The organism is Allokutzneria sp. A3M-2-11 16, assembly GCF_024213555.1.
Lineage (GTDB): Bacteria > Actinomycetota > Actinomycetes > Mycobacteriales > Pseudonocardiaceae > Allokutzneria.
In genome coordinates this window covers 200,968-222,191 of record NZ_JANAVO010000010.1, presented here as the reverse complement: position 1 = coordinate 222,191, position 21,224 = coordinate 200,968, and the positions used below count along the sequence as shown (strand labels likewise).

22 protein-coding genes are annotated in these 21,224 nt (G+C 68.9%); 14 read left to right on the top strand and 8 right to left on the bottom strand.

Going from position 1 to position 21,224, the window contains the following annotated elements; translation table 11 throughout:
• Nucleotides 1–1,071, top strand: a 1,071-nt coding sequence (locus NLX83_RS33120; protein WP_254239176.1) for an HNH endonuclease signature motif containing protein, incomplete at its 5' end; no start/stop codon positions are given.
• 109 nt (nucleotides 1,072–1,180) lie between these two features.
• Nucleotides 1,181–1,570 carry a hypothetical protein gene (locus tag NLX83_RS33115; RefSeq protein ID WP_254239175.1) on the top strand — a complete coding sequence of 130 codons (390 nt, stop codon included), beginning with the start codon at nucleotides 1,181–1,183 and terminating at the stop codon, nucleotides 1,568–1,570.
• A gap of 1 nt (nucleotide 1,571) precedes the next feature.
• Here the strand turns inward: NLX83_RS33115 and NLX83_RS33110 are convergent, their stop codons facing one another.
• Entirely contained in the window at nucleotides 1,572–2,012 is a 441-nt protein-coding gene (locus NLX83_RS33110) for a DoxX family protein (protein WP_254239174.1), read from the bottom strand.
• A 107-nt stretch (nucleotides 2,013–2,119) separates the two neighbouring features.
• Here NLX83_RS33110 and NLX83_RS33105 point away from each other — a divergent pair, with 107 nt between their 5' ends.
• Nucleotides 2,120–3,055 carry a LysR family transcriptional regulator gene (locus tag NLX83_RS33105; protein ID WP_254239173.1) on the top strand — a complete coding sequence of 312 codons (936 nt, stop codon included), beginning with the start codon at nucleotides 2,120–2,122 and terminating at the stop codon, nucleotides 3,053–3,055.
• On the opposite strand, the gene NLX83_RS33100 is transcribed toward NLX83_RS33105, so the two are convergent.
• Together NLX83_RS33100 and NLX83_RS33095 are read right to left on the bottom strand one after the other, a co-directional pair.
• On the bottom strand, nucleotides 3,016–3,153 hold the full coding sequence (locus NLX83_RS33100; RefSeq protein ID WP_254239172.1) for a hypothetical protein: 138 nt from the start codon (nucleotides 3,151–3,153) through the stop codon (nucleotides 3,016–3,018). The genes NLX83_RS33105 and NLX83_RS33100 overlap by 40 nt on opposite strands.
• Nucleotides 3,154–3,384: 231 nt before the next feature.
• Nucleotides 3,385–6,111 carry a family 78 glycoside hydrolase catalytic domain gene (locus NLX83_RS33095; RefSeq protein WP_254239171.1) on the bottom strand — a complete coding sequence of 909 codons (2,727 nt, stop codon included), beginning with the start codon at nucleotides 6,109–6,111 and terminating at the stop codon, nucleotides 3,385–3,387.
• Between the two features lie 137 nt (nucleotides 6,112–6,248).
• Between NLX83_RS33095 and NLX83_RS33090 the strand changes: the two genes are divergently transcribed.
• Nucleotides 6,249–7,253, top strand: a complete 1,005-nt coding sequence (locus NLX83_RS33090) for a LacI family DNA-binding transcriptional regulator (RefSeq protein ID WP_254239185.1) — start codon at nucleotides 6,249–6,251, stop codon at nucleotides 7,251–7,253.
• A gap of 136 nt (nucleotides 7,254–7,389) precedes the next feature.
• Here NLX83_RS33090 and NLX83_RS33085 read toward each other — a convergent pair whose 3' ends face one another.
• Both NLX83_RS33085 and NLX83_RS33080 read right to left on the bottom strand, forming a co-directional pair.
• Entirely contained in the window at nucleotides 7,390–7,767 is a 378-nt protein-coding gene (locus NLX83_RS33085; protein ID WP_254239170.1) for a nuclear transport factor 2 family protein, read from the bottom strand.
• A 17-nt stretch (nucleotides 7,768–7,784) separates the two neighbouring features.
• A complete protein-coding gene (locus NLX83_RS33080) occupies nucleotides 7,785–8,513 on the bottom strand; it encodes an SDR family oxidoreductase (RefSeq protein ID WP_254239169.1) in 729 nt (242 codons plus the stop codon).
• A gap of 70 nt (nucleotides 8,514–8,583) precedes the next feature.
• On the opposite strand from NLX83_RS33080, the gene NLX83_RS33075 reads away from it, so the two are divergent.
• A complete protein-coding gene (locus NLX83_RS33075; RefSeq protein ID WP_254239168.1) occupies nucleotides 8,584–9,489 on the top strand; it encodes a LysR family transcriptional regulator in 906 nt (301 codons plus the stop codon).
• Here the strand turns inward: NLX83_RS33075 and NLX83_RS33070 are convergent.
• On the bottom strand, nucleotides 9,447–9,980 hold the full coding sequence (locus NLX83_RS33070; protein WP_254239167.1) for a hypothetical protein: 534 nt from the start codon (nucleotides 9,978–9,980) through the stop codon (nucleotides 9,447–9,449). The genes NLX83_RS33075 and NLX83_RS33070 overlap by 43 nt on opposite strands.
• Nucleotides 9,981–10,070: 90 nt before the next feature.
• Between NLX83_RS33070 and NLX83_RS33065 the strand changes: the two genes are divergently transcribed.
• The 3 genes from NLX83_RS33065 to NLX83_RS33055 all read left to right on the top strand — a co-directional run bounded on the left by NLX83_RS33065 (nucleotide 10,071) and on the right by NLX83_RS33055 (nucleotide 11,607).
• Complete coding sequence (locus NLX83_RS33065) at nucleotides 10,071–10,688, top strand: VIT1/CCC1 transporter family protein (protein WP_254239166.1); 618 nt, start codon at nucleotides 10,071–10,073, stop codon at nucleotides 10,686–10,688.
• Between the two features lie 225 nt (nucleotides 10,689–10,913).
• Nucleotides 10,914–11,138: a hypothetical protein gene (locus tag NLX83_RS33060; RefSeq protein ID WP_254239165.1), complete on the top strand. Its 225-nt coding sequence runs from the start codon at nucleotides 10,914–10,916 to the stop codon at nucleotides 11,136–11,138.
• Nucleotides 11,116–11,607, top strand: a complete 492-nt coding sequence (locus NLX83_RS33055; RefSeq protein WP_254239184.1) for a DinB family protein — start codon at nucleotides 11,116–11,118, stop codon at nucleotides 11,605–11,607. Before NLX83_RS33060 ends, NLX83_RS33055 begins: the two co-directional genes overlap by 23 nt.
• Nucleotides 11,608–11,764: 157 nt before the next feature.
• Here NLX83_RS33055 and NLX83_RS33050 read toward each other — a convergent pair whose 3' ends face one another.
• Nucleotides 11,765–13,189 (bottom strand): 2TM domain-containing protein, encoded by a 1,425-nt coding sequence (locus NLX83_RS33050; RefSeq protein ID WP_254239164.1) that lies wholly within the window; start codon nucleotides 13,187–13,189, stop codon nucleotides 11,765–11,767.
• A gap of 169 nt (nucleotides 13,190–13,358) precedes the next feature.
• Here NLX83_RS33050 and NLX83_RS33045 point away from each other — a divergent pair, with 169 nt between their 5' ends.
• Nucleotides 13,359–14,621 carry a tannase/feruloyl esterase family alpha/beta hydrolase gene (locus NLX83_RS33045; RefSeq protein WP_254239163.1) on the top strand — a complete coding sequence of 421 codons (1,263 nt, stop codon included), beginning with the start codon at nucleotides 13,359–13,361 and terminating at the stop codon, nucleotides 14,619–14,621.
• Between the two features lie 9 nt (nucleotides 14,622–14,630).
• Here the strand turns inward: NLX83_RS33045 and NLX83_RS33040 are convergent, their stop codons facing one another.
• Complete coding sequence (locus NLX83_RS33040; RefSeq protein ID WP_254239162.1) at nucleotides 14,631–15,119, bottom strand: DUF4232 domain-containing protein; 489 nt, start codon at nucleotides 15,117–15,119, stop codon at nucleotides 14,631–14,633.
• 265 nt (nucleotides 15,120–15,384) lie between these two features.
• Between NLX83_RS33040 and NLX83_RS33035 the strand changes: the two genes are divergently transcribed.
• From NLX83_RS33035 to NLX83_RS33015, 5 genes are all read left to right on the top strand, one after another.
• Entirely contained in the window at nucleotides 15,385–16,452 is a 1,068-nt protein-coding gene (locus tag NLX83_RS33035) for a glycoside hydrolase family 172 protein (RefSeq protein WP_254239161.1), read from the top strand.
• Nucleotides 16,452–17,765, top strand: coding sequence for an ABC transporter substrate-binding protein (locus tag NLX83_RS33030; protein ID WP_254239160.1), 1,314 nt, complete (start codon nucleotides 16,452–16,454; stop codon nucleotides 17,763–17,765). The genes NLX83_RS33035 and NLX83_RS33030 overlap by 1 nt, the downstream gene beginning before the upstream one ends.
• The gene (locus NLX83_RS33025) at nucleotides 17,765–18,655 is read left to right on the top strand and encodes a carbohydrate ABC transporter permease (protein ID WP_254239159.1); all 891 of its coding nucleotides are present in this window, start codon (nucleotides 17,765–17,767) and stop codon (nucleotides 18,653–18,655) included. The genes NLX83_RS33030 and NLX83_RS33025 overlap by 1 nt, the downstream gene beginning before the upstream one ends.
• On the top strand, nucleotides 18,642–19,469 hold the full coding sequence (locus NLX83_RS33020) for a carbohydrate ABC transporter permease (RefSeq protein ID WP_254239158.1): 828 nt from the start codon (nucleotides 18,642–18,644) through the stop codon (nucleotides 19,467–19,469). The genes NLX83_RS33025 and NLX83_RS33020 overlap by 14 nt, the downstream gene beginning before the upstream one ends.
• 64 nt (nucleotides 19,470–19,533) lie before the next feature.
• Nucleotides 19,534–21,222, top strand: a complete 1,689-nt coding sequence (locus NLX83_RS33015) for a DUF4185 domain-containing protein (RefSeq protein WP_254239157.1) — start codon at nucleotides 19,534–19,536, stop codon at nucleotides 21,220–21,222.
• The last annotated feature ends 2 nt before the right edge of the window (nucleotides 21,223–21,224 follow it).

Below are 21,224 nucleotides of genomic sequence, written 5' to 3'. Positions count from 1 at the left end.
ATGGGGAAAGCGTCGGCGGACTTCGCGGTCGTGTTGATGGAGTATGTCGCTCGGCTGGAGTTGTGTGATCGTGAGTTCGCCGAGGAAATCCTCATGCGGTTGTTGGCGGTCTCGAAGACGAAGGCCGCCCGGCTGTTGCAACGCGCGGAAGACCTCACCGGTCGCCCGGTGGTGTTGCGGGCGCTGGCCGAAGGCCGCGTCGACGAGGGCAAGGCGTTGATGATCGTCGACCTGCTCTCCACTCTCTCGGCTGTGCACGCCGCGATCGCCGAGGAGGACTTCCTCGCTTTCGCTGAAACGCACAACTACACCGCGACTCGTCGGCATGCGGTGCGGTTCATCGACAAGCTGGACCCGAAGGCTGCCGAGCGCAGGCATAAGGAGAAGCGCAAGGCCAGGTTGGTGGAGAAGATCCCCCAAGACGACGGCATGTGCCTACTGCGGATGTTCTTCCCCGCCCTGCAAGCCTCGTTGATCTACGACCGCATCGACCGCATCGCCAGAGCCCTACCGAAAGATCACCGCACCCTGGATCAGAAACGCGCCGATGTCACCATGGATCTGTTGATGGGCAAGGAAACCGGGGCACCCCAAGGCCAGGTCACCGTCTACCTCACCATGCCCGTGGGTTCCTTCCTCGGCCTCGACAACGAGCCCGCCATGCTCCACGGCTACGGACCTCTGCCCGCGAAGATCGCCCGCGATGTCGCGGCGGGAGGGATCTGGAAGCGCATCCTCACCGACCCGGTTACCGGGATCGCCGAGGACGTCACCACCTACCGACCGTCAGCGAAGCAGCGAGAGCTGATCCACGCCCGCTACCCCACCTGCACCGCCATCGGCTGCAACCGGCCCGCACACCGCTGCGACCTCGACCACTGCTGCCCCTTCAACGGCACCAACACCACCATCAACAACCTCCGGCCGAAATGCAGACGGCACCACCGCATGAAGCACGAATCCAACTGGAAGTGCGAAAACCTCCCCGACGGACGACACGTGTGGACCACACCCAACGGGAAGACCTCGGAGACCGAGGCCGAGCCGATCGCGGAACCGGCGCCCTTCTAAGGTGTCTCCGCACGTCAACGAAGCCATTTCACGGGTGCCTGAAACGGCACCTCGGTCGTGCACGGCTCAGGTAGCCTCCGCGCCGATCGATTTCTTTGATGGGGTTTCGTTGTTCAAGAAAATGGCAGGCGCCGCGCTGATGGCTCTCGTCGTGGCCTCGGCCTTGTCGGTGCCCGTTCAGGCCGCACCCGTTTCGGTCGCATCGGCTCCCGCCGAGACCGCGTCGGCCAGGATGGCCACCTTCACGTTGCTCAAGGAGAAGAGCGGCTCCGGTCGCACGCTCAGGCTCTGGAAGAACAACAGCAACGGCTTGGTGCACGCCAACCTGGGCGGCGCCAGGTACGGCGACCAGCTCGCCATCGGCAACTGCTGCTACCCGTACACCACCTACGAGACGGTGACCAGCACCGGCCAGTCCGAGCTGAACACCGGCGAGTACGGCAACTACGGCCCCAGGGTCAACGCCAAGCTCGCCGGAGGCGGGGAAATCTACTTCTGATCTACATCGAAGGCAGTGCGCGCGAGTTCGCTCGCGCGTACTGCCTTTTTTCTGCCCCGAGCCAGGTGTCCAGGGCATACCTTCCCGGCCCGATCACGGCGATGAGCAAGAAGAACCAGCAATACAGCGCGGAAGAGACACCACCGTTCTCCAACGGCCACAGCGCCATGGGCTGGTGCACCGTGAAATACGCGAAGGCCATCGAGCCCGAGCACACCAACGCGACCGGCCGAGTGGCGAAACCGACCAGCACGAGCAGGCCGCCGACGAACTGGATCAGCGCGGCCCACCAGCCGGGCCACACGCCGAACGCGACCGTCCCGCCCTTGCCCGCGGCTCCGCCTAAGACGCCGAACAGCGAGGCAGCGCCGTGGCAGGCGAACAACAAGCCCACGACGGCCCGGGACAGGGACACGATCACAGCGGGGATCTTCGGTGACACGGCGGCGCTCCTCGGTTCTTCGTGCTGACGGAACACGAGGATGACCGGCGCGCAGCGTTAACGTCCAAGACTAGCGATCTCTGATCCGCATAATCTATGGTTATTCTGTGACGCTGCGCCAGATGGAATACCTGCTGATGGTGGCCGAAGAGGGGTCCTTCACCCGCGCCGCCGACCGCCTCCGGGTCTCCCAGCCCGCCCTGAGCCAGCAGATCCGCTCGCTGGAGCGGTCGATGGGCGGTGAGCTGCTGGAACGGCTGCCGGGCTCGGTTCGGCTCAACCCGGCGGGCCGGGCGTTCGCGGAGCACGCGGCGGTCGCGGTGCGGGCCGAGCGGGAAGCGCGCCGGGCGGTGCGCGATGTCCTCAGCGTCACGGCGGGCGAGCTGGAGGTCGCCACCGTGCTGTCCATCGCGGTGGGCGTGCTGCCACCCTCGCTGACCCGCTGGCACCACCAGCATCCTGACATCCCGGTGCGGCTGCGCGAATACCGGCACAAGCGGCTCCTGGAAGACGCGGTGCTGGCCGGCTCGGGGGACATCGCGGTCGGCCCGCGTCCGCAGTCCTGGCCCGGACCGATCGTGGACATCGGCACGGAGCGGTTCGTCCTGGTGATCGCCGAGCGCGATCCGGCGCTGGCCCGGATTCGCCCCTACCGCAAGGGTGCGCCGAACGCGGCGCGGCAGTCCCGTGGGCGCCTGGCGTTGTCGGCGCTGGCCGAGCACTCGTGGATCACCCTCGACCGCGAGTACGGGCTGAGCGAGTTCGTGGAGGAACACCTCGCCAAGGCGGGCCTCAGCCCGAGGTACGTCCTGCGCACCGCGCAGGTCGACGCGGCGGCCCGGCTCGCGGCGGCCGGGGTCGGGGTGGCGCTGCTCCCGGCCAACGCGATCCCCACCGACCTCGCGGGCGTCGTGGTCGAACCCGATCCTCCGCTGACCCGCGATCTCGCCGTGTACGGCCGCTCCGCGTTCACGAACATCGTCAGCGGCTACTTCGACATCCTTCAGCGCACCACGACCGCGCTCGATCCACCGTCCAGGTAGCGCGAGGCGAGTTCGGCACCGATGCGGCCGAGGTCGGCGCCCTGCACAAGGACAAGGTCACACTCGGCGAAGCGGCGCAACGCTGCGATCGCAGCCATGAGTCCCTGGTGCGGCTTTCCCGGGAAGACGAGCACTTCCCGGAGCCGGTGAATCCTGACACTGACGGGACTGCTTTCTACTCCTGGCTGCACATCGCGGACTATCTTCGCCGCCTCGGTGATGACGTCCCGCACACATCCCGTGAACTTGTCATCGCGGACCGAGCGCTGCGGCTCGTCGAAGACCTGCGAGGCACGGACGTACAGCCCGGCACCCTGCGCGCTCTCGGCCTACCTTAAGGAGCCGAGGGCCTCCGCGAGCCGCTGACCGAGCTCCTGGCCGTTGGTGTGTTCGAGGGTGGACACCAGGATCTTCGGCAGATCCGCCGCTGGGCGGTCGAAGTCCCGGGCCAGTGCCCGGCCGAGCGCGGGGCCGTCCGCGACCACGTCCAGCTCCACGGCGACCGCCACGAGCTCCGCCCACAGCCGGGGATCATCCACGGCGTCGCGGATCGTCCGGATGCTCGGCGCCGCAACAGGATCCGGCACCTCCCACCGGTGCGTGCCGGGCTCGACCTCCTCCGGAGCGTCCGAGCCCGGCACGTGCACGGTCGCCGTGGTACCGCCAGGCACCTCGACCGCCAACGTGAGTGTGCCGTCCTGTCGTTGCCACGCAACGGAAGCGCGGCCGTACGGTGTCTCGTGACGGGCGGACGCGTGGGTCAGTCCGCCGCCGAGCAGCGGGCGCACCAACAACGAGCGGTATCCGGGAGCGCCTGGGGCGAGGCCCGCGACTGTGCGGTGCATCCAGTCCGCGACGGCACCGAGCGCGTAGTGGTTGAACGAAGTCATCTCGCCGGGGTTGATCGAGCCGTCCGGAAGCATGCTGTCCCAACGCTCCCAGATCGTCGTCGCGCCCATCGTCACCGGGTACAGCCACGACGGGCAGCCGCGCTCCAGGAGGAGCCGGTACGCCACCTGCGACTGCCCCGCCAGGCACAGCGCATCGGCGATGATCGGAGTGCCGACGAAGCCCGTCGCGATGCGGAAACCGTTGGCGCGCACCAAGTCTGCGAGTCGCGCACTCGCCCCGGCGCGCTGTTCCGCTGTCGGCAGCAGGTCCCAGACGAGTGCCATGGCGTACGCGGTCGGCGCGTCGCCGACCATCCGCCCGGAGGGGGTCGCGTAGGCGCGCGCGAACGCTTCCCGAACCACGGTCGCGAGGTCACCGTAGTTGCGCGCTTCGTCTTGGCGGCCAAGGACTTCGGCGGCCTTGGCGACGATCGACGCCGAGTACGCGAAGTGCGCGGTGGCGACGATGTCGTGGTCGGTCTTGGCGGCGAACGGGTTGTCCGGCGGCGCGGCCGGGTCGAGCCAGTCGCCGAACTGGAAGCCGCCGGACCAGATGTGGTCCGGCCCGGCGAGCGCCGCCTGGCGGTCGACCCACGCGCGCATGCTGGCGAACTGGTCGGCCAGCACACGAACATCACCGTAGCGCTGGTACAGCGTCCACGGCACGACCGTCGCGGCGTCGCCCCAGGCGGCAGCGCTCGGCGCGGGCTCGCGGAGCACGTCGGGGACGACGAACGGGACGCAGCCGTTCTTGTACTGATCGGCCGCGAGATCGCGCAGCCAGGAGGTGAGGAATCCGGCGCTGTCGGCGAGGAAAGCCGCGGTCGGGCCGAAGACCTGGATGTCGCCCGTCCAGCCGAGGCGTTCGTCGCGTTGCGGACAATCCGTTGGCACATCGAGGAAGTTGCCGCGCATCGCCCTGCGGACGTTCTCGTGCAAGGCGTTCAGGTCCGGCTCGGAGCAGGTGAACCAGCCGGTGGCGGGCAGATCCGAGGACAGCACAACGGCTTCGACGTCGGCAGGGTCGAGCCAGTCCACCCCGTCGATCTCGGCGTAGCGGAACCCGTGGAAGGTCAGCGAGGGCTCACAGATCGCCGCGCAGTCTCCGGGGAGGAGGTAGCGGTCGGTGGCGAGGGCGGAGCGCAAGGGCCTGGTGCCGAGTTCACCGTGTTCGAGGACTTCGGCGTGCCGCACGGTGATCTGCGTCCTCCCCTGGTGGACGCGAAGCCTGACCCAGCCAACGAGGTTCTCGCCGAAGTCGACGAGGAGCTTGCCCGATGGCGACACGGTCACCGAGACCGCGGGAACCGTCGCCACCGCGCGCACCGGCGGCCCGATCGGTGCTTCCAGGCGGCGGAGATCGACGTCGAGAACCTCGACACTGTCCTGTGTGGACTCACACTCGCGCAGGTCCGTGGTCTGACCGTCGTAGAGGTCGTCGGCGATGACGTTGCTCGACCGCGCGGTCCAGGTCTCATCCGTGCCGAACACGTGCTGCGAGCCGTCAACGCAGGTGACTTCGAGCTGGGCGAGCAGGGCGAGGCGGTCCCCGTAGTGGGCGCGCTTGCCCTGCCAGCCGAGCCGTCCCCGGTACCACCCGTTCCCGAGCAGGACGTCGATGTCGTTGTCCCCGGGGCGAAGCAGCGATGTCACGTCGTGCGTGCGGTAGCGGAGGCGGTGCTCGTAGGAGGTCCAGCCAGGGTCGAGCTGGATGTCGCCGACGCGCTCGCCGTTGATCGACGCGACGTGCACGCCGAGCGACGTCATGTGCAGGCGCGCCCGGACCACCTTGCCAGGTAAGGAGATCCGGCCGCTGAGCAGAGGCGCGGGATCGCCGATCCGGCCGATCGTGCCGGGCGCGATGAAGCGCGCCGACCAGTCTTCGGGGTGCAGCAACGGGGTCTCGAAGGTCGTCGGCTCGCTCCAGCCGCAATCCCTCGCGCGCACCCGCAGGCTGCCGTGGGACCGCGAGGGCAGTGGCGGGAACGGCCACGGGACCAGCACCTGGTCGGTTCCGTCGAGCCGGTGCCTGCGGACCTGGCCGGAGGCGTCGGCGAGTTCCACTTCCAGCGCGGGCCGCTGCCAGCTCAGGCGGGGCTCCGGGGTGCCGACCACCACCGGGCTGCCCGTGAGGTGCTCGATGCGGACGGCACGCGGCTCTGCCATGAACTCGCCTCCAGCATGTTGGAACGTTTCAAATCCTGCCTGTGACGCTACGATGGCGGCGGGCGACCGTCAACAAGCGGCTGTTGCGCACGTTTCAGGATTCAGGGGGCGACGTGGCGGGTCCGGGAACACCGAGCATGAAGGACGTCGCCGCGCGCGCCGGGGTCTCGCTCGGCACCGTCTCCAACGTCCTGAACAAGCCGGACCGGGTCAGCGTGCAGACCCGCGACCGCGTGCGCGCCGCCATCGAACAGCTCGGCTTCGTCCGCAACGAGACCGCGCGCCAGCTGCGTTCCGGGCACAGCAGGACCCTGGCCTACGTGGCGCTGGACTCCGGCAACCCGTTCTTCACCGACGTCGCCGAGGGCGTGCAGGACGCGGCGGAGGCGTCCGGGCTCGCGGTGTTCCTGTGCAACAGCCGGGAGGACGGCGGGCGGCAGGACTTCTACCTCGACATGCTGGAGCAGCAACGGGTCGAGGGCATCCTGATCACCCCGACGGACAACGCCACTGATCGCCTGGAGCGGGTGCGCGGGCGCGGCATCCCGGTCGTGGTGGTCGACCGCGACGCGGGGCCGGACTTCTGCTCGGTGACCGTGGACGACGTGGCGGGCGGGGAGCTGGCAGCGACGCACCTGCTGGAGGCGGGCCACCGCAAGATCGCCTACATCGGCGGGCCGATGACCATCGGCCAGGCCGCGGACCGGCTCACCGGTGCCCGCGCCGCGGTGGCCGCGGTCCCCGGCGCCGAGCTGGTCGTGCTGGAGACCGCCGCGCTGAACGTGGCCGAGGGCCGCCGCGCGGGCGAGCGCCTGGCCGGGCTGCCCACCTCCCGCCGTCCGACCGCCGCGTTCTGCGCGAACGACCTGCTGGCGCTCGGGCTGCTGCAGCGCATGGTGCGGCTCGGCCTGGACGTGCCGGGCGACCTGGCGATCGTGGGCTACGACGACATCGAGTTCGCCGAGGCGGCGGCGGTTCCGCTGACCTCGGTCAGCCAGCCCCGCCACCTCCTCGGCCGCACCGCGGCGGAGCTGCTGCTCGCCGAGGCCGCGGGCGACGACGCCGAGCACCGGCACAAGCAGGTGGTCTTCTCCCCCGAACTCGTCGTCCGCGCCTCCACCGCGCTCCGCCCCAGCAGCTAGAATTCCCGCACATCGCGACCCGCACCCCCCACTTCGTCGGCCGGGGTGGTCGGGCTAATCCCGTTTCGTACTCAAAGCCGCGAAGAGAGCGCTCCCAAAGGCCGTTATGAGTACGAAACGGGAAAACGGAGTGCGGCTAGAACATCGTGTTGGGGTTGGCGGGGTGTTCGGGGATGTCCTGGACGACGTCCCAGTGCTCGATGATCTTGCCGTCCTGGAAGCGCACGATGTCGATGACGGCGGAGCCCCGGCTGTCGGGGGTCGGGCGCATGTGGCAGTGCGTGATCACGTGGTCCCCGTCCGCCAGCACGCGCTTGAACTCCAGGCGCAGCAAGGGGAACTGGCCGACGAAGCCGCTCAGGAACTCCCCGGAGCCCGCGCGCCCGGCCGGGGCGTGCGGGTTGTGCTGGACGTAGTCGGGGTGGAGGTAGGCGGCGACCGCCTCCTCGGGCCGCTTGTCGTTGAAGGCCAGGTTGAGGAAGTCCTGGACGGTCTTCTTGTTCGCTTCGCTCATGTTTCCTTCTCCGCCGTTCACCACGGCACCACGTCGTCATCGCCCCAGAACACGCCGGTCGGGCCGTCCGCGCCGAGCAGCGCGAGCCGCAGCGGCGCGACCGCGCCATCGGCGGGGGTCCGCTCGCCGCGGGGGAACGTGGACGCGGCGTTGAGGTCGGTCACGACAAGGCCGGGATTGGCCGCGTTGACGAGAATCCCGTCCTGCCGCAACGCGTTCGCGTACAGCAGGGTGATCGCGTTCAGCGCCGCCTTCGACGAGCTATACGCGAGCAGGCCGCGCTCGGAGATCAGGCCGTCGGTGTCGCTGATCAGGGTCAGTGAGCCCAGCGGGCTGGACACGTTGACCACGCGTCCCACCGGTGCTCGCCGCAGCAGCGGGATGCACGCCTGGGTCGCCGCGACGACGCCGAACACGTTGATCTCGTAGGTCCGCCGCAGCAGGTCGGCGGGGACCTCGGGCACCGCGACGCCCCATTCGACGACCACGCCCGCGTTGTTGACGAGCACGTCGAGCCGCCCGTGCTCCGCGTCGATCGCGGCCACCGCGTCGTCCACTGTGGACTGCTCGGTCACGTCGAGCCGGAGGACCCGGACGTCGCCCTTGATGTCCTCGGCGGCCAGCCTGCCGAGTTCGGGATCGCGCGCGCCCAGGTAGACGGTCATCCCCTCGGCGGCCAGGCCACGCGCGATCTCCTTGCCGATCCCCTTGTTCGCGCCGGTCACCAGCGCGACTTCTTCGCTCATGCCCCCACTTCAGCAGCGGAACCCGGCCCGGGGGAAAGACCGGTTCGGTCCGTGCTTATACCCTCGGGGTATGGATGACGTGGAGGTGCGGGAGCTGCGGTACTTCCGGGCGGTCGCCGACGAGCTCAACTTCTCCAGGGCGGCCACCCGGCTCGGCATCGCGCAACCGCCGCTGTCCAGGGCGATCCGGCAGCTCGAACGCCGCATCGGGGTCCAGCTGTTCGTCCGCGACACCCGCCAGGTCGCGCTCACCCCGGCCGGGCACGCCCTGCTCGCCGAGACCTCGCGGGTCTTCGACGCGGTGTCGGCGGCCGTGCACCGGACGCGCCGCGCGGGCCGGTCGACGCCGTCCGTGGTGGTCACCGCGAAGGCCGGGGTGGCGACCGAGCTGCTCCGCCGGATCGTCCGCGGCTACGCGGAACTGCCCGGGGCGGAGCAGGTGGAGGTCGTCGTCAGCGGCTACGGCGAGCAGGCCGCCATGCTCCGCGACGGACGCGCCGACCTGGCCTTCATCGGTTCTCCCGCCGAGTACGCGGGCTTCGACACCGAGCCGCTGTACAGCGAACCGCGGGTGGCCGCGTTGCCCGCGGGGCACGAGCTCGCCAGCCGCGCGACGCTCAGCTGCCGCGATCTCGTCGGCCTGCCGATGCCGCAGTGGCCCGACGCCACCCCGGCCGAGCGCGTGTACTGGGCTGGCCGCGACTACGACCTGCCCACGCACGGCCCGGAGATCCGGGACAGCTCGCAGCTGCTGGAGAACGTGGCGCTCGGCCAGACCGTCGGCCTCATCCCGTCGTCGCTGGCCGAGCACAACCCGCGGCCGGACATCGCTTATCGGCCGGTGCTCGACGCGAGTCCGTACACGACGGTGATCGCGTGGCCCGCGGGCTCGACCGCGCCGTGGATCGCGCGCTTCGTCCAGATCGCGAGCAGTCAGCTGGTGACGACGGTGATCGACGGCCCTTCCTCGCCGTAGCGCGGAATCCAGACCTGGTAGCTGTGCGCGGGAGCTTCGCGCTCACGCCAGTAGCCGCCGATCTTGTGCACGATGTCCCACCGCACCGTGTACGACTCGCGCGGGCGGAGCGTGAGGCCACCGGCTGTCGACGCCACGTCGACGGGGCCGGTGCGCGCTTCCGTGACGACGTGGCTCCAGGAGAACGCCCACCGGTGCCCGGTGCTGCGCTCGACGACGCTGGTCTGGCCGTCGACCTGGGCGCTCATGAACGCGACGCGGGCCGGTTGCTCGAAGTGCCAGCCCGAGTCGTCGCGGTACTCGACCGTGAGGGAGGTCGTCGCGCGGAGGACCTGCGCACCGTCGACGCTCACGCACAGCCGAAGCCCGAGCCGCGAGCGTTGGTCCCCCGAGTAGTAATGGGATTCCGTTGGGGCGCAAGAATAAGCCGGAACACTCGGCGCGGGGGTGAACGCCGTGGCCAGGAGAACGGCCAGAGCCGTGGCACGCATGGGCTCAGGCTCGCACAGGGGTCTCGGCCGCTGCCGGGCAAACACCCGACTTGGGGGACCGCCGTCCGGGAGAGGGTCCATCCTTGACGAGTGCTGGACAGACTCTCCCTGAACCTGGTCGTCGCGATCGGCCAACCGTTGCTGTTGGTGGGGGTGTTCGCGGCCTCGAAGCACCTCGACGCGTACGGGGCCGACGACGGCTGGACCACGACCCTCGGCGTAGTGTTGCTGGTGCTGACCGGGATCACGTGGCTGGCGGGCATCGCGTTGGCGGCGAGCCCCTTCCTGGTGTTCGCCGGGATGGTCGCGTCGATGATCGCGATGGGTGCGCTCTCGTCGAGCAGCGCCGACACCGCGCTGCACGAACGCGGTGTGCGCACCACCTGCGACGTGGTGACCGTGGACCGGCGCGTCGAGACCCGGTCGCACTACGACTCCGACGGCACGTGGTCGACCACGACGACGATCTACTACGACCACCGGCTCCGCTGCGACGCCGGACCGATCGACACGATGACCCTGCACTCGCGCGCCGCGGAACCCGGGCAGCGGTTGGAGATCACCTACGATCCGCTGCTGCGGGTGGACCCGGTTCCGGCGAACACCGTCACCGACGGCAGCGGATCACGCCAGACGGCGCTGATCGCCGTCATCGTCGCCATCCTGAGCCGTGTCGGTGGCGTGCTGTGGGAACGCCGCCAGGGCTAGGAGATCCGCTCACCGCAGCGGATCAGCCGTCGCCCACTGCGCGCAACGTCTGCGCCGCCTTTGCCCCGGTGAGCCCGGCGCCGACGATCACGGCGGTCACGACCCGACTCCCGCCAGCGTGAAGAACTCCTGCCGCGACCGCAGATCCTCGCGGAGCAGCCCCTGCAACGTCGAGGTCACGACGCATTGGAGCGGCACGGGTTCGAACCGAGGAGGACGGGCGGGGTGACAGCGCTCGGCAACTGCCCGTTCCACAGCCTGGCCAAGCGCCACACCGAGATGGTGTGCGGGATGAACCTGCACCTGCTGAACGGGCTGCTCGAAGGGCTCGCCGCGACGGGCTTCACCGCGCGCCTGGAACCCACCCCGGGCCACTGCTGCGTCCGGCTGCACGCATCATGTCGGGGTGACGATGACCGAGCGCCCGATGCCGCCCCTGACCGCCGATGAGCGCACGACGCTGGAGGGCTGGCTCGACTTCTACCGCGTCACCCTCGCGCTGAAGTGCGAAGGGCTGACCGAGGAGCAGCTGCGCACCGCGTCCGTTCCGCCGTCCACGATCACCCTGCTCGGCCTCGTGCAGCACCTGGCCGAGGTGGAGCGGAACTGGTTCCGCCGCGTGCTCGCCGGTGAGGACGCCCCGCCGATCTACCCGGGCGCCGGGAACGCGGATGGCCACGACGGCGGGTTCGAGCTCTCCGACGAGGTCGATTTCGCCTCCGCGCGCGCCACCTGGGAGGCGGAGATCGCCGCCGCGCGGGCCAACTGCGCGGCTCGTGAGCTGGGCGAGACGGGCTCGTTCCGCGGCGGCGAGTTCAGCCTGCGCTGGATCTACACGCACATGATCGCCGAGTACGCGCGGCACAACGGCCACGCCGACCTCATCCGCGAGCGCGTCGACGGCGTCACCGGCGTCTGAGCGCTCGGCCGTTGGGCGGTCTTCAAGTACTACGGACCCCACCCCCAGCGGTCGCTAACCGCCTCATTCCCGTTGGGTATGAGGCGGTTAGCGACTGTTTGAGAGGGGGTTCGTTGTACTTGAAGACTGGTGGACTTCGGCGGTCACTGATAGCCGGTCATTGGTTGATGAAGGAGCCGAAGGCGGCGTGCACGGTGGAGTCGGGGGCGATGACGTGCACCTGGGACGGCGGGCCGATGTCGGCGAGCAGGCGGGAGCGGGTGTAGGTGAGGACCCGGGGGCAGGTGCTGCCGTCGATCTCGATCTTGGTGTCGGTCACCTGCTTGCCGGTGCGCAGCTCGTAGGCCTTCACCGGGATCACGATCTTGTGGAAGGTGACCTGGACGGGGATGCGCGGGTTCAGCTTGCTCTGGTACGGGCAGCTCCGGACGGCGGCGCCGAACTCCGTCGAACCCGCGCAGACCACCAGCACGGCGTCGGCGGCGTCCCCGGCCTTCCACTCGGCGGGGAGCTTGTTCGCGTACTCGCTGTTGCCGTAGATCAACGCGCGGTTGGTCCCCTTGCCGTAGGCCGGGGCGCCGCTGTACTGCGCGGGCCGGGCGCAGTACGCGGGCTGTGAGCCGACCGATCCGCGCAGCAGGCCGCGCACGTTCGCCAGCTCCATGGCCAGCGTCGCCTGCTTGACGCCTTCCTGGGCCTTGGCGGTCAGTTCGTGCCCTGGATACAGATCGAGGAGCTGCTGGAAACGCTGCCTCGCGCGCTGCCAGTCCTTGGCGGTCATCAGCTCGTCGCCGCACGCGACGAGCGCCGCGGGCGCGGTCCGCGCGACGACGGCGGAGGAGCGGTCCAGCGCGTTGCCAGCCGGTTTGCGCTCGCGCAGCCAGTCGGTGACAACGGCGGTGTGGCAAGGGTTCTTCGCGGGGAGCCCGGCGAGGAAGCCGTCAAGGACAACGTCGACGATCTTCTCGTGGCCGCGTAACTCGGCGAGCACGAACGCGAGGCCGTCGAAGCCTTCCTTCAGCACGTCGGTGCGCCCGGTCAACGCGAGGGTGAGCTTGTCCTTGGCCGTCCGCGCGCGGCGGCACGCCTCGTCGGTCAGCGCGCCGCGGACGATCACCGCCGGGTCGACCAGCCGATGGCCGAACCAGAGCTGCTCCAAGGTGTTCACCGCTCGCGCGCAGTCGCCGGCGGCGCGGGCCTCGGCGACGGTTCCCTCGATCCTGGCGGCGTCGAAGCGCATCAGCCCGACGACGAGCAGCACCGGCAGGGTGAGCGCAAGCAGCGCCGGGCGCGGTCCGCGACCGCCTGCCAGGAACCAACCGTGCCAGATCAGGCCAGCCCACCAGAGCAGCACGATCGCGTCGAACCACCACGTGCGGAAGACGGTGACTAGCAGGGCCAGCAGGGCGATCGTGACCAGCCCGGTGGCGACGGCGAGCTTGCGCCGCCCCAGCGCCAGATAACCGGCGCTGAGCAGCGACGCGTTGGCGAGGGCGACGACGAACGGGTCCGGCGCCCGGTCCTCGGGCCCTTCCTCGACCCTTTCCTCGGGCACGGCGTCGGCCTTCGTCGGCTGGTCCATCGGGTTCCCTCTCAGGGACGGCAGGGCAGGGTTCCCTCATTCTCGCCGTCCCCTCCGGGAGGGGTCCCGGAACGATCTCAACTCGTGACCGGGCTCTCCATGCTTCTCGGTCGGATTGTGGTTGCCGCGCACGTGTTCGCCCGCGTCCGTTCGGCCTATCGTCGCGCCCATGATGGCTTCGCTGGCCGCGGCCCTGCTGGTGTTCACCGGTTCGCTCACCGCCGCCGCTCCAGTCCACAGTGGACAGTGCGCGCGGCTCAAGGTCCCCGGCGCGGAGCACCAGCGCGTGTCGTGCCTGAGCGAGCTGACGACCGCGGGCACAGTGGCCTCCGGGCACACCAACACCGCAGACTGGGCGGGCTTGACGCACGCCGCGCTCCCCCAGCCGAAGGGCGTTCCCGGGGTGCAGGTGGACGGCTACTTCCCCGATTCCTCAACCACGAACGACAACCACGGGTGGCACCACGACGCGCAGTTCGTGCTCCGCCTGCCGGACAAGTGGAACGGCGGGCTGGTCGTCACGGGTGCGCCCGGCACGCGGCGGCAGTACGCCAACGATCGCGCGATCGCGGACTACGTGCTGGCCAAGGGTTACGCGTTCGCGGCGACGGACAAGGGCAACACGGGCGCCACCTTCTTCCGCGACGGCGCCCGGCCCGGGGACGCGGTGGCGGAGTGGCACTCCAGGGTCACCCAGTTGACCATCGCCGCGAAGGCCGTTGCCGCCCAACGGTATGGACGGCCGCCGACGCGGACGATCGCGGCGGGGATCTCCAACGGTGGCTACCTGGTCCGCTGGCAGCTGGAGAACCGCCCCGCGCTGTTCGACGGCGGCGTGGACTGGGAGGGAGCTCTGTGGCGGGCGGGCACGCCGAACCCGTTCACCTTCCTGCCCGCCGCGCTGCGCGCCTATCCCCGCTATGTCGCGGGAAGCGCCGCCGCTCGCCAGGCGATCATCGACGCGGGCTTCCCCCAGGAGTCGGAATTCCTGTGGGACTACCACTACCGGGTCTACTGGGACCTCACGCAGCGCATCTTCCGCGAGGAGTTCGATCCCACGTTCGACGGTGGACTGGAAGCCGGAATCCCTTACTGCGCAAGCGGGACTCCGGCTTGCGACACGGACTACGACTTCGTGTCCCGGCCGCGCTCGGTGCATGCGGCGGTCGAACGGATCTCCCTGACCGGCCGCATCGGCAAGCCGCTGATCACGCTGCACGGAACCCTGGACACGCTGCTGCCGATCAGCCACAGCGGCGACGCTTACACGGAAATGGTTCGTGCGGCCGGTAGCGGCGCACTGCACCGCTACCGGCGCATTACCGGAGGCACCCACGTGGACGGGCTGGCCGACTCCTATCCGGGCCGGATCGAGCCGATCGGACCGCATTTCCGAACCGCCTTCGACGAAATGGCGGCGTGGGTGCGCTGAGAAACAGCTCTACTTGTCCGCGATCCACGGAAGGACCGAGATCTCGGGTCCGCAGACCTTCCAGCCCGCGGGCCACGCCATCCCCGCGACGCCGAGACCGGGACCGTTCGGCACCACGTCCGCGGAGTCCGCCCCGGAGCATTCCTGACCGGTCAGGGGCCAGCTCAGCCCGCCGAGCGCGGTCGCGCCCTGGCCGAGCACGACGGTCTCCACCTTCCACTCCTGCTCAGGACGCGCGGTGACCGGCAGCGGGTCGCCGCTGAAGTCGTCGTAGAGCGTGATGTCCAGGTGCCCGCGCAGCGAACACGCCTTGCCGGAGGTGTTCGTCGCGTCGAGGTAGGTGTGGAAGCGGCCGTCGAAGGTCCAGCCGGGCTGGAAGCCGAGGTCGAGCTGGGCCGCGGTGCACGGCCGCACGTCGGAGTCGGCCGCGACGGCCGCTCCGGAGAGCGTCGCGAGGAAAAGCGCCGCCACCCCGACACACGTGAAAGTCCTACGCATGGAATTCCCTCCATCGAAAATCGGATCGAACACAGGTAATGACGCCCACCGATTCAGCGGGTTTACGTGACCCGAGACACAAAATACGAAACAAGAATCAGAAAAAACGGCCAGACTAACAAGATCCGCGACGTGTGCAAACAGCCAAGGAATGCGCTCGAACACGCCGAACACGAAGAATTCTTGTTCGATCGGCGGATTGACGCGTGACCGAAGCGGCGCCTACGTTGACGAGAAATCGTTTTCTCGGCCGGGGAGGCGTCTCATGTCGTACGGCAACCACGGGAGCAGTCTGCGCGATCTTCCGCGCCTGCGGTCCTCCCGCAGGCGCAGGGTGTCCAGCTGGGACCGCAGCGGCGGCAACGACGACCGGCTGACCGTCCAGCCCGGTCAGACCGCCGTGCTGGCCGACATCGAGGGCTGCGGCTCGATCACCCACATCTGGTGCACCGTCGCGCTGCCGCCCGAGGCCGAGCAGGAGCCGGACTTCCTGCGCAGGCTGCTGCTGAAGATCACCTGGGAGGACAGCGCCGATCCCAGCGTGCTGGTCCCGCTCGGCGACTTCTTCGGCATGGGCCACGCGAAGACCGGCAACTTCGTCTCCGCGCCGTTGCAGATGAGCCCGGAGGACGGCAAGGGCTTCAACTGCTGGTTCCACATGCCGTTCCGGCGCCGCGCCAGGGTCGAGCTGATCAGCGAGATGGCGAGCGCGCCGGTGTTCTTCTACTACTACATCGACTACGAGACCTTCGACGCGATCGAGGACGACCTCGGCTACTTCCACGCGCAGTGGCACCGCGCCAACCCGACCGACGGCGTCGAGCAGGGCGAGGAGTCGAACGAGGAGTACCTCTTCGGCGGCACCAACACCGACGGCGCGGGCAACTACGTGATCCTCGAAGCGACCGGGCGCGGCCACTACGTCGGCTGCGTGCTCAACGTGCACAACCTCCGCCAGACCGAGCAGTGGAACTGGTACGGCGAGGGTGACGACATGATCTTCATCGACGGTGAGCAGTTCCCGCCGTCCTTGCACGGCACGGGAACCGAGGACTACTTCAACACCGCGTGGTGCCCGACGCAGACGTATTCCGCGCCCTACCACGGGATCACCATGCCCGGCGGGCCGAACTGGAGCGGGCAGGTGTCGATGTACCGCTTCCACGTCGAGGACCCGGTGACCTTCACCGAGTCGATCAAGGTGACGATCGAGCACGGCCACGCCAACAAGCGCATCGACGACGTGTCCTCGGTCGCCTACTGGTACCAGACGTTGCCGCACAAGCCTTTCGGCATCCTGCCCGTCGCCGAACGCCTGCCGAGACAGCTCTGATGTCCGGATTGTCCCGGCGGCACGTCCTCGGGCTGGGCGCCCTCGCCGCGCTGTCGGCGTGCGGCGGCCCGGCCCGGGGGCCCGACGCGCCGATGACGTTCTGGCAGTTCTACGCGCCCGCCCCGCAGCAGACCGAGTACCAGCAGCAGCAGAGCCGGTGGTTCATCGAGCTGGTCGAGGCGTGGAACAGCGAGCACCGCAGGAAGATCGAGCTGGTCTACGTCCCGGTCCGGGACTACCTCGGCGGCGCGAAGCTGCCCACGGCCTTCGCCACCGGTGCGGGCCCGGACATCTTCCTGCTCAGCCCAGGTGATTTCCTGCGCTACTACAACGGTGGCGCTCTCCAGGACCTCACCCCGCACCTGAGCCGCCAGGTGATCGACGACTTCATGCCGGGCACTCTGGAGACGCGCACGGTCGGCGGGCGGGTCTTCGGGCTGCCGATGGAGATCGAGCCGATGGCGATGTTCTACTCCACCAACGCCTTCGAGGCCGCCGGACTGTCCGAAGGGGACATTCCCAGGACCTGGGACCAGCTGCTGGGCGTCGCGCGCAGGCTCAAGGCGGCCGGGCAGCGCGGCATGGTCTTCCACACGGTCCCCGGCTACTACCAGAACTTCGCGTGGTACCCGTTCCTGTGGTCGGCGGGCGGCACGGTGACCAACCCCGACGGCACGAGCGCGTTCGACTCCCCCGCCACCGTGCGTGCGTTGTCGTTCTGGCAGGAGGCCGTGCGCAGCGGGGTGTCGCCACGCACGCTGCCCGGCGAGGACGATCCGACCGTGGCCTTCTCCCAGGGCCTGGTTTCCTTGTGGCACAGGGGAATCTGGACCGTGAAGGAACTACAGGACGTCCCGGACGTGCGCTACGGCGTCTTTCCAACGCCGGTGCCCGAGGGCGGCTCGTACACCACCTCGCTCGGCGGCTGGGCGTTCGTGGCCAACGCCAGGGGCCGCGATCCCGAAGCGGCGGCGGAGTTCTGCGCGTTCGCACTGGGATCGCAGCGCCCCGAAGCCGTGCAGCGCATCGTGGACTGGTGCATCAAGGTCAAAACCGACATCCCGCCGCGCCGCTCCGCGCTGGACAAGGCCGTCGCCCAGGGCGGCTTCGAGTCCGGTGTGATGCGGACGTTCCTCCGGGACGTGCTGCCCGGGGCGCGGGGTGAACCCCGGCTGCCTCCCGTGGCGTACAAGGCGGTGTCCGACGCGATCCAGGCGACGATGCTCGGTGGTGCCGATCCGAAGGCCGCCGCCTCCGCCGCCGACCGCGCGATCACCGCGTACCTCAAGACCTATCGAGGGGCGGAGTTCTGATGAATGCCCAGACTCGCCGGGAGCGGATCGCCGCGGCGCTGTTCCTCGCCCCGGACATGGTGGGACTGCTGGTTTTCCTGGTCCTGCCGATGCTGCTGTCGCTCGTGCTGGCCTTCTTCCAGGTGGACGGCTTCGGCGGGATCGAGTTCGTCGGCCTGGACAACTACGCCCGCATGATCGACGACCCGCAGTTCTGGGTCAGCCTCCGCGTGACCCTGGCCTACGTGGTGTTCCTGGTGCCGTTGTTGTTCGGCACCAGCCTCGGCCTGGCCCTGCTGGTGCGGCAGAAGATCCCGGCGGTCGGCGTGTTCCGCACCGCGTTCTTCCTGCCGTACATGGTGTCCGTGGTCGTGGTCGGCCTGCTGTGGCGGTACATGCTCGGCGACGACATCGGCATCGTGCCGAGCGCGCTGTCCGGACTCGGCGTGCCCGCGCCGTCGTTCCTCGGCGACCCCGCCTATGCGCTGGGCACGGTCGTCGCGATCACGGTGTGGGTCTCCGCCGGGTACTACATGGTGATCTTCCTGGCCGGGCTCCAGGACATCCCGCGCGAGTACTACGAGGCGGCCCGGCTCGACGGCGCGGGCCCGGTGCGGTCCTTCCGCGCGGTCACCTGGCCGCTGCTCAAACCGACCAGCTTCTTCGTGCTGCTCACCTCGACCATCGCGGCGGTGACCGGCGGGTTCGACCTGGTCTTCGTGCTCACCAACGGCGGTCCGGCGAACAGCACCTCGCTGCTGGTGTTCTACGTCTACCAACAGGCTTTCCAGTTCGGCGAGTTCGGGTACGCGTCCGCGTTGTCCTCCGTGCTCGTCCTGGTGCTGCTCGTGTGGTCGCTGCTGCTGTTCCGGATCACCAAGGCGGGGAAGTTCAGCTATGACGACGCCTGACACGCGGCGCCGCAGGGCGCGGCTCGGCCTGTTCCTGCTGGCCACCGTGCTCGCCGCGCTCACCGTTTTCCCGTTGCTGTGGATGGTCACCGGCGCGTTCAAAGGCCCCGGTGAGGTGGGTGGGACGAACCTGCTCCCCCAGTCGCCCACCCTGGACAACTTCGACTACGTGTTCACCCAGGTGCCGTTCCTGCGCTACCTGCTGAACAGCTTCTTCGTCTCGGCCGTGGTCACCGTCATCGCCCTGTTCTTCCACTCGATGGCGGCCTACGCGTTGGCGCGGCTGCGTTTCCCCGGCCGTGACCGGATCTTCCTGTTCATCTTCGCCACGCTGCTGATCACCTTCCCCGCGGTCCTGGTGCCGCTGTTCGTGATCGTGCGCGAGCTGGGGATGCTCAACAGCTACGCGGGCCTGATCGTCCCGGCGATCTTCAACGCCTTCGGCATCTTCCTGTTGCGGCAGTTCTACATCACGCTGCCGACCGAACTGGAAGAGGCAGCGAAGATCGACGGCGCGGGCTACTGGCGCATCTACTTCAGCGTCATCCTGCCGCTGAGCCGCCCGATCATGTCGGCGCTCGCGGTGTTCTTCTTCCTGGCCAACTGGAACTCCTTCATCTGGCCGCTGGTGATCACCGGCGACCAGGAGCTCAACGTGGTGCAGCTCGGCATCGCGAGCTTCCAGCAGCAGTACAGCGGCAAGTGGGAGTACGTGATCACCGCGGCGGCGGTGGCGGCCGTGCCCACGATGCTGCTGTTCGTGTTCTTCCAGCGGCAGATCGTCGAATCCATCAAGACCGCCGGAATCAAGTAAGCGCACCACCCGCACCACACACCACTGAGAACACCCTATTCCCCCCTGCGAAAGGACGTTCTCCGTGTCACTCAACCCTGCCCAAAACAAGTCCATCACCCGAAGACGATTACTCGCGGGCAGCGCGATCTCGTTGTCCGCCATGGCGTTCGGGGCACCCGCGCTGGCCCGCGAACGAGGGCTCGTCGAGCCCGACAGCACGTTCTTCGGCACGACCTCGGTTCCCTACTCCGACACCATCGACACCGCCAGCGACGGCGACCTGTGGGCCTGCTGCTGGGCCGACGACGGAGCCCTGTACTCCGCCAACGGCGATGGACGCGGATTTTCCAGCAACCCCAACGACTTCGCCGATATCGTGGTGAACCGGATCAACGGCACCCCGGAGACGGGGATCACCGGCGTGCGGCTCAGCGGCGGTGCCCAGGTCGGCCGCGTCTGGACGCCGGGCGACTACAACCGCAAACCCACAGGAATGGTCGCGGTGGACGGAAACCGCGACGGACGCGATGAGCTTTATGTCGCGGTGCAGGATCTCCGCACTGGTCCGGGCGATCTGGCCTTCAACGACGCCCCCGCGGCCAGCATCTCCGTCTCCACCGACTACGGCCGCACGTGGCGCGCCACCTCCGCGCCGATGTTCAGCAACTACGTCTTCACCACGATCTTCTTCCTGGACTTCGGCAAGAGCAACGGCGGCCAGGACCACGTCTACGCCTACGGGTTGGACCGCAACTGGCGCGACTCGTTCACCAACACCGTCCGCGACCCCCTGGACCTCTTCCTGGCGCGGGTGCCCATCGGCTCGATCCAAGATCGGTCCGCGTGGCGGTTCTACGCCGGGCTCAGCAACGGCCAGCCGGTGTGGAGCACCATCGACCGGCGCGTCGCGGTGCTGCACGACGAACGCCGCGAGTACCCGGGCACGGTCAGTGCGGACGGCTGCTCGGTGCTGTCCCAGGGCAGCGTGGTCTACAACGCGCCGCTGCGCCGCTACATCTACAGCTCGTGGACCGAGCACACCTTCGAGTTCTTCGAGGCCCCGCAACCGTGGGGACCGTGGAAGTTGTTCCTGCACAAGGACTTCGGCCCCTACCCGTGGTGGGGCAACGGCGCCGCGACCCCGAAGAACGGCGGTTACGGCACGGTCATCCCGTCGAAGTTCATCAGCGCGGACGGGCAGCGCATGTGGGTGCAGGCCAACTGGTTCGTCGGCGTCGGGGCGGGCTCCAACAACTACAACTTCTCGCTGCGCCCGGTGGACGTCACGCCCTACCGGCCGAGCACGCCGGGCAACGCGGCGGGCCCGACGAACCTCGCCCGAACCGCCGGCACCGTGCCGATCGACAAGACCTCGCACTACGGGCACGTGCGCTACCTCAACGACGGTGACGCGCGGCTGAGCGAGGACAGCTGGGACGGATTCCGGAAGGACACCGACACCTGGGGTTTTGTCTGGCCGAGGGCGTACAACGTGGACCGCGTCGTCTACACCACGGGCCAGGTGTTCGCCGACGGCGGCTGGTTCGCCGGGGACCTGCGGGTCCAGGTCCGCAGGAGCCACCGGTGGCACGACGTCACCGGCCTGCGGACCAGTCCCGGCTATCCGTACAACGCCACCGCCGGACCGAATCGCCGGTTCACCATGACCTTCGACAACACCTCGGGTGACGGGGTCAGGATCATCGGCAGGCCCGGCGGTGGCACGACCTTCACCTCGATCAGCGAGCTGGAGGTCTACTTCGACGGCTGACG

Coding starts and splice junctions, on each gene's coding strand:
- NLX83_RS33100 (WP_254239172.1), bottom strand. CDS start 3,153: ATGGCTGCGATCGCAGCGTTGCGCCGCTTCGCCGAGTGTGACCTTGTC.
- NLX83_RS33095 (WP_254239171.1), bottom strand. CDS start 6,111: ATGGCAGAGCCGCGTGCCGTCCGCATCGAGCACCTCACGGGCAGCCCG.
- NLX83_RS33090 (WP_254239185.1), top strand. CDS start 6,249: ATGAAGGACGTCGCCGCGCGCGCCGGGGTCTCGCTCGGCACCGTCTCC.
- NLX83_RS33085 (WP_254239170.1), bottom strand. CDS start 7,767: ATGAGCGAAGCGAACAAGAAGACCGTCCAGGACTTCCTCAACCTGGCC.
- NLX83_RS33080 (WP_254239169.1), bottom strand. CDS start 8,513: ATGAGCGAAGAAGTCGCGCTGGTGACCGGCGCGAACAAGGGGATCGGC.
- NLX83_RS33075 (WP_254239168.1), top strand. CDS start 8,584: ATGGATGACGTGGAGGTGCGGGAGCTGCGGTACTTCCGGGCGGTCGCC.
- NLX83_RS33070 (WP_254239167.1), bottom strand. CDS start 9,980: ATGCGTGCCACGGCTCTGGCCGTTCTCCTGGCCACGGCGTTCACCCCC.
- NLX83_RS33055 (WP_254239184.1), top strand. CDS start 11,116: ATGCCGCCCCTGACCGCCGATGAGCGCACGACGCTGGAGGGCTGGCTC.
- NLX83_RS33050 (WP_254239164.1), bottom strand. CDS start 13,189: ATGGACCAGCCGACGAAGGCCGACGCCGTGCCCGAGGAAAGGGTCGAG.
- NLX83_RS33045 (WP_254239163.1), top strand. CDS start 13,359: ATGATGGCTTCGCTGGCCGCGGCCCTGCTGGTGTTCACCGGTTCGCTC.
- NLX83_RS33040 (WP_254239162.1), bottom strand. CDS start 15,119: ATGCGTAGGACTTTCACGTGTGTCGGGGTGGCGGCGCTTTTCCTCGCG.
- NLX83_RS33035 (WP_254239161.1), top strand. CDS start 15,385: ATGTCGTACGGCAACCACGGGAGCAGTCTGCGCGATCTTCCGCGCCTG.
- NLX83_RS33030 (WP_254239160.1), top strand. CDS start 16,452: ATGTCCGGATTGTCCCGGCGGCACGTCCTCGGGCTGGGCGCCCTCGCC.
- NLX83_RS33025 (WP_254239159.1), top strand. CDS start 17,765: ATGAATGCCCAGACTCGCCGGGAGCGGATCGCCGCGGCGCTGTTCCTC.
- NLX83_RS33020 (WP_254239158.1), top strand. CDS start 18,642: ATGACGACGCCTGACACGCGGCGCCGCAGGGCGCGGCTCGGCCTGTTC.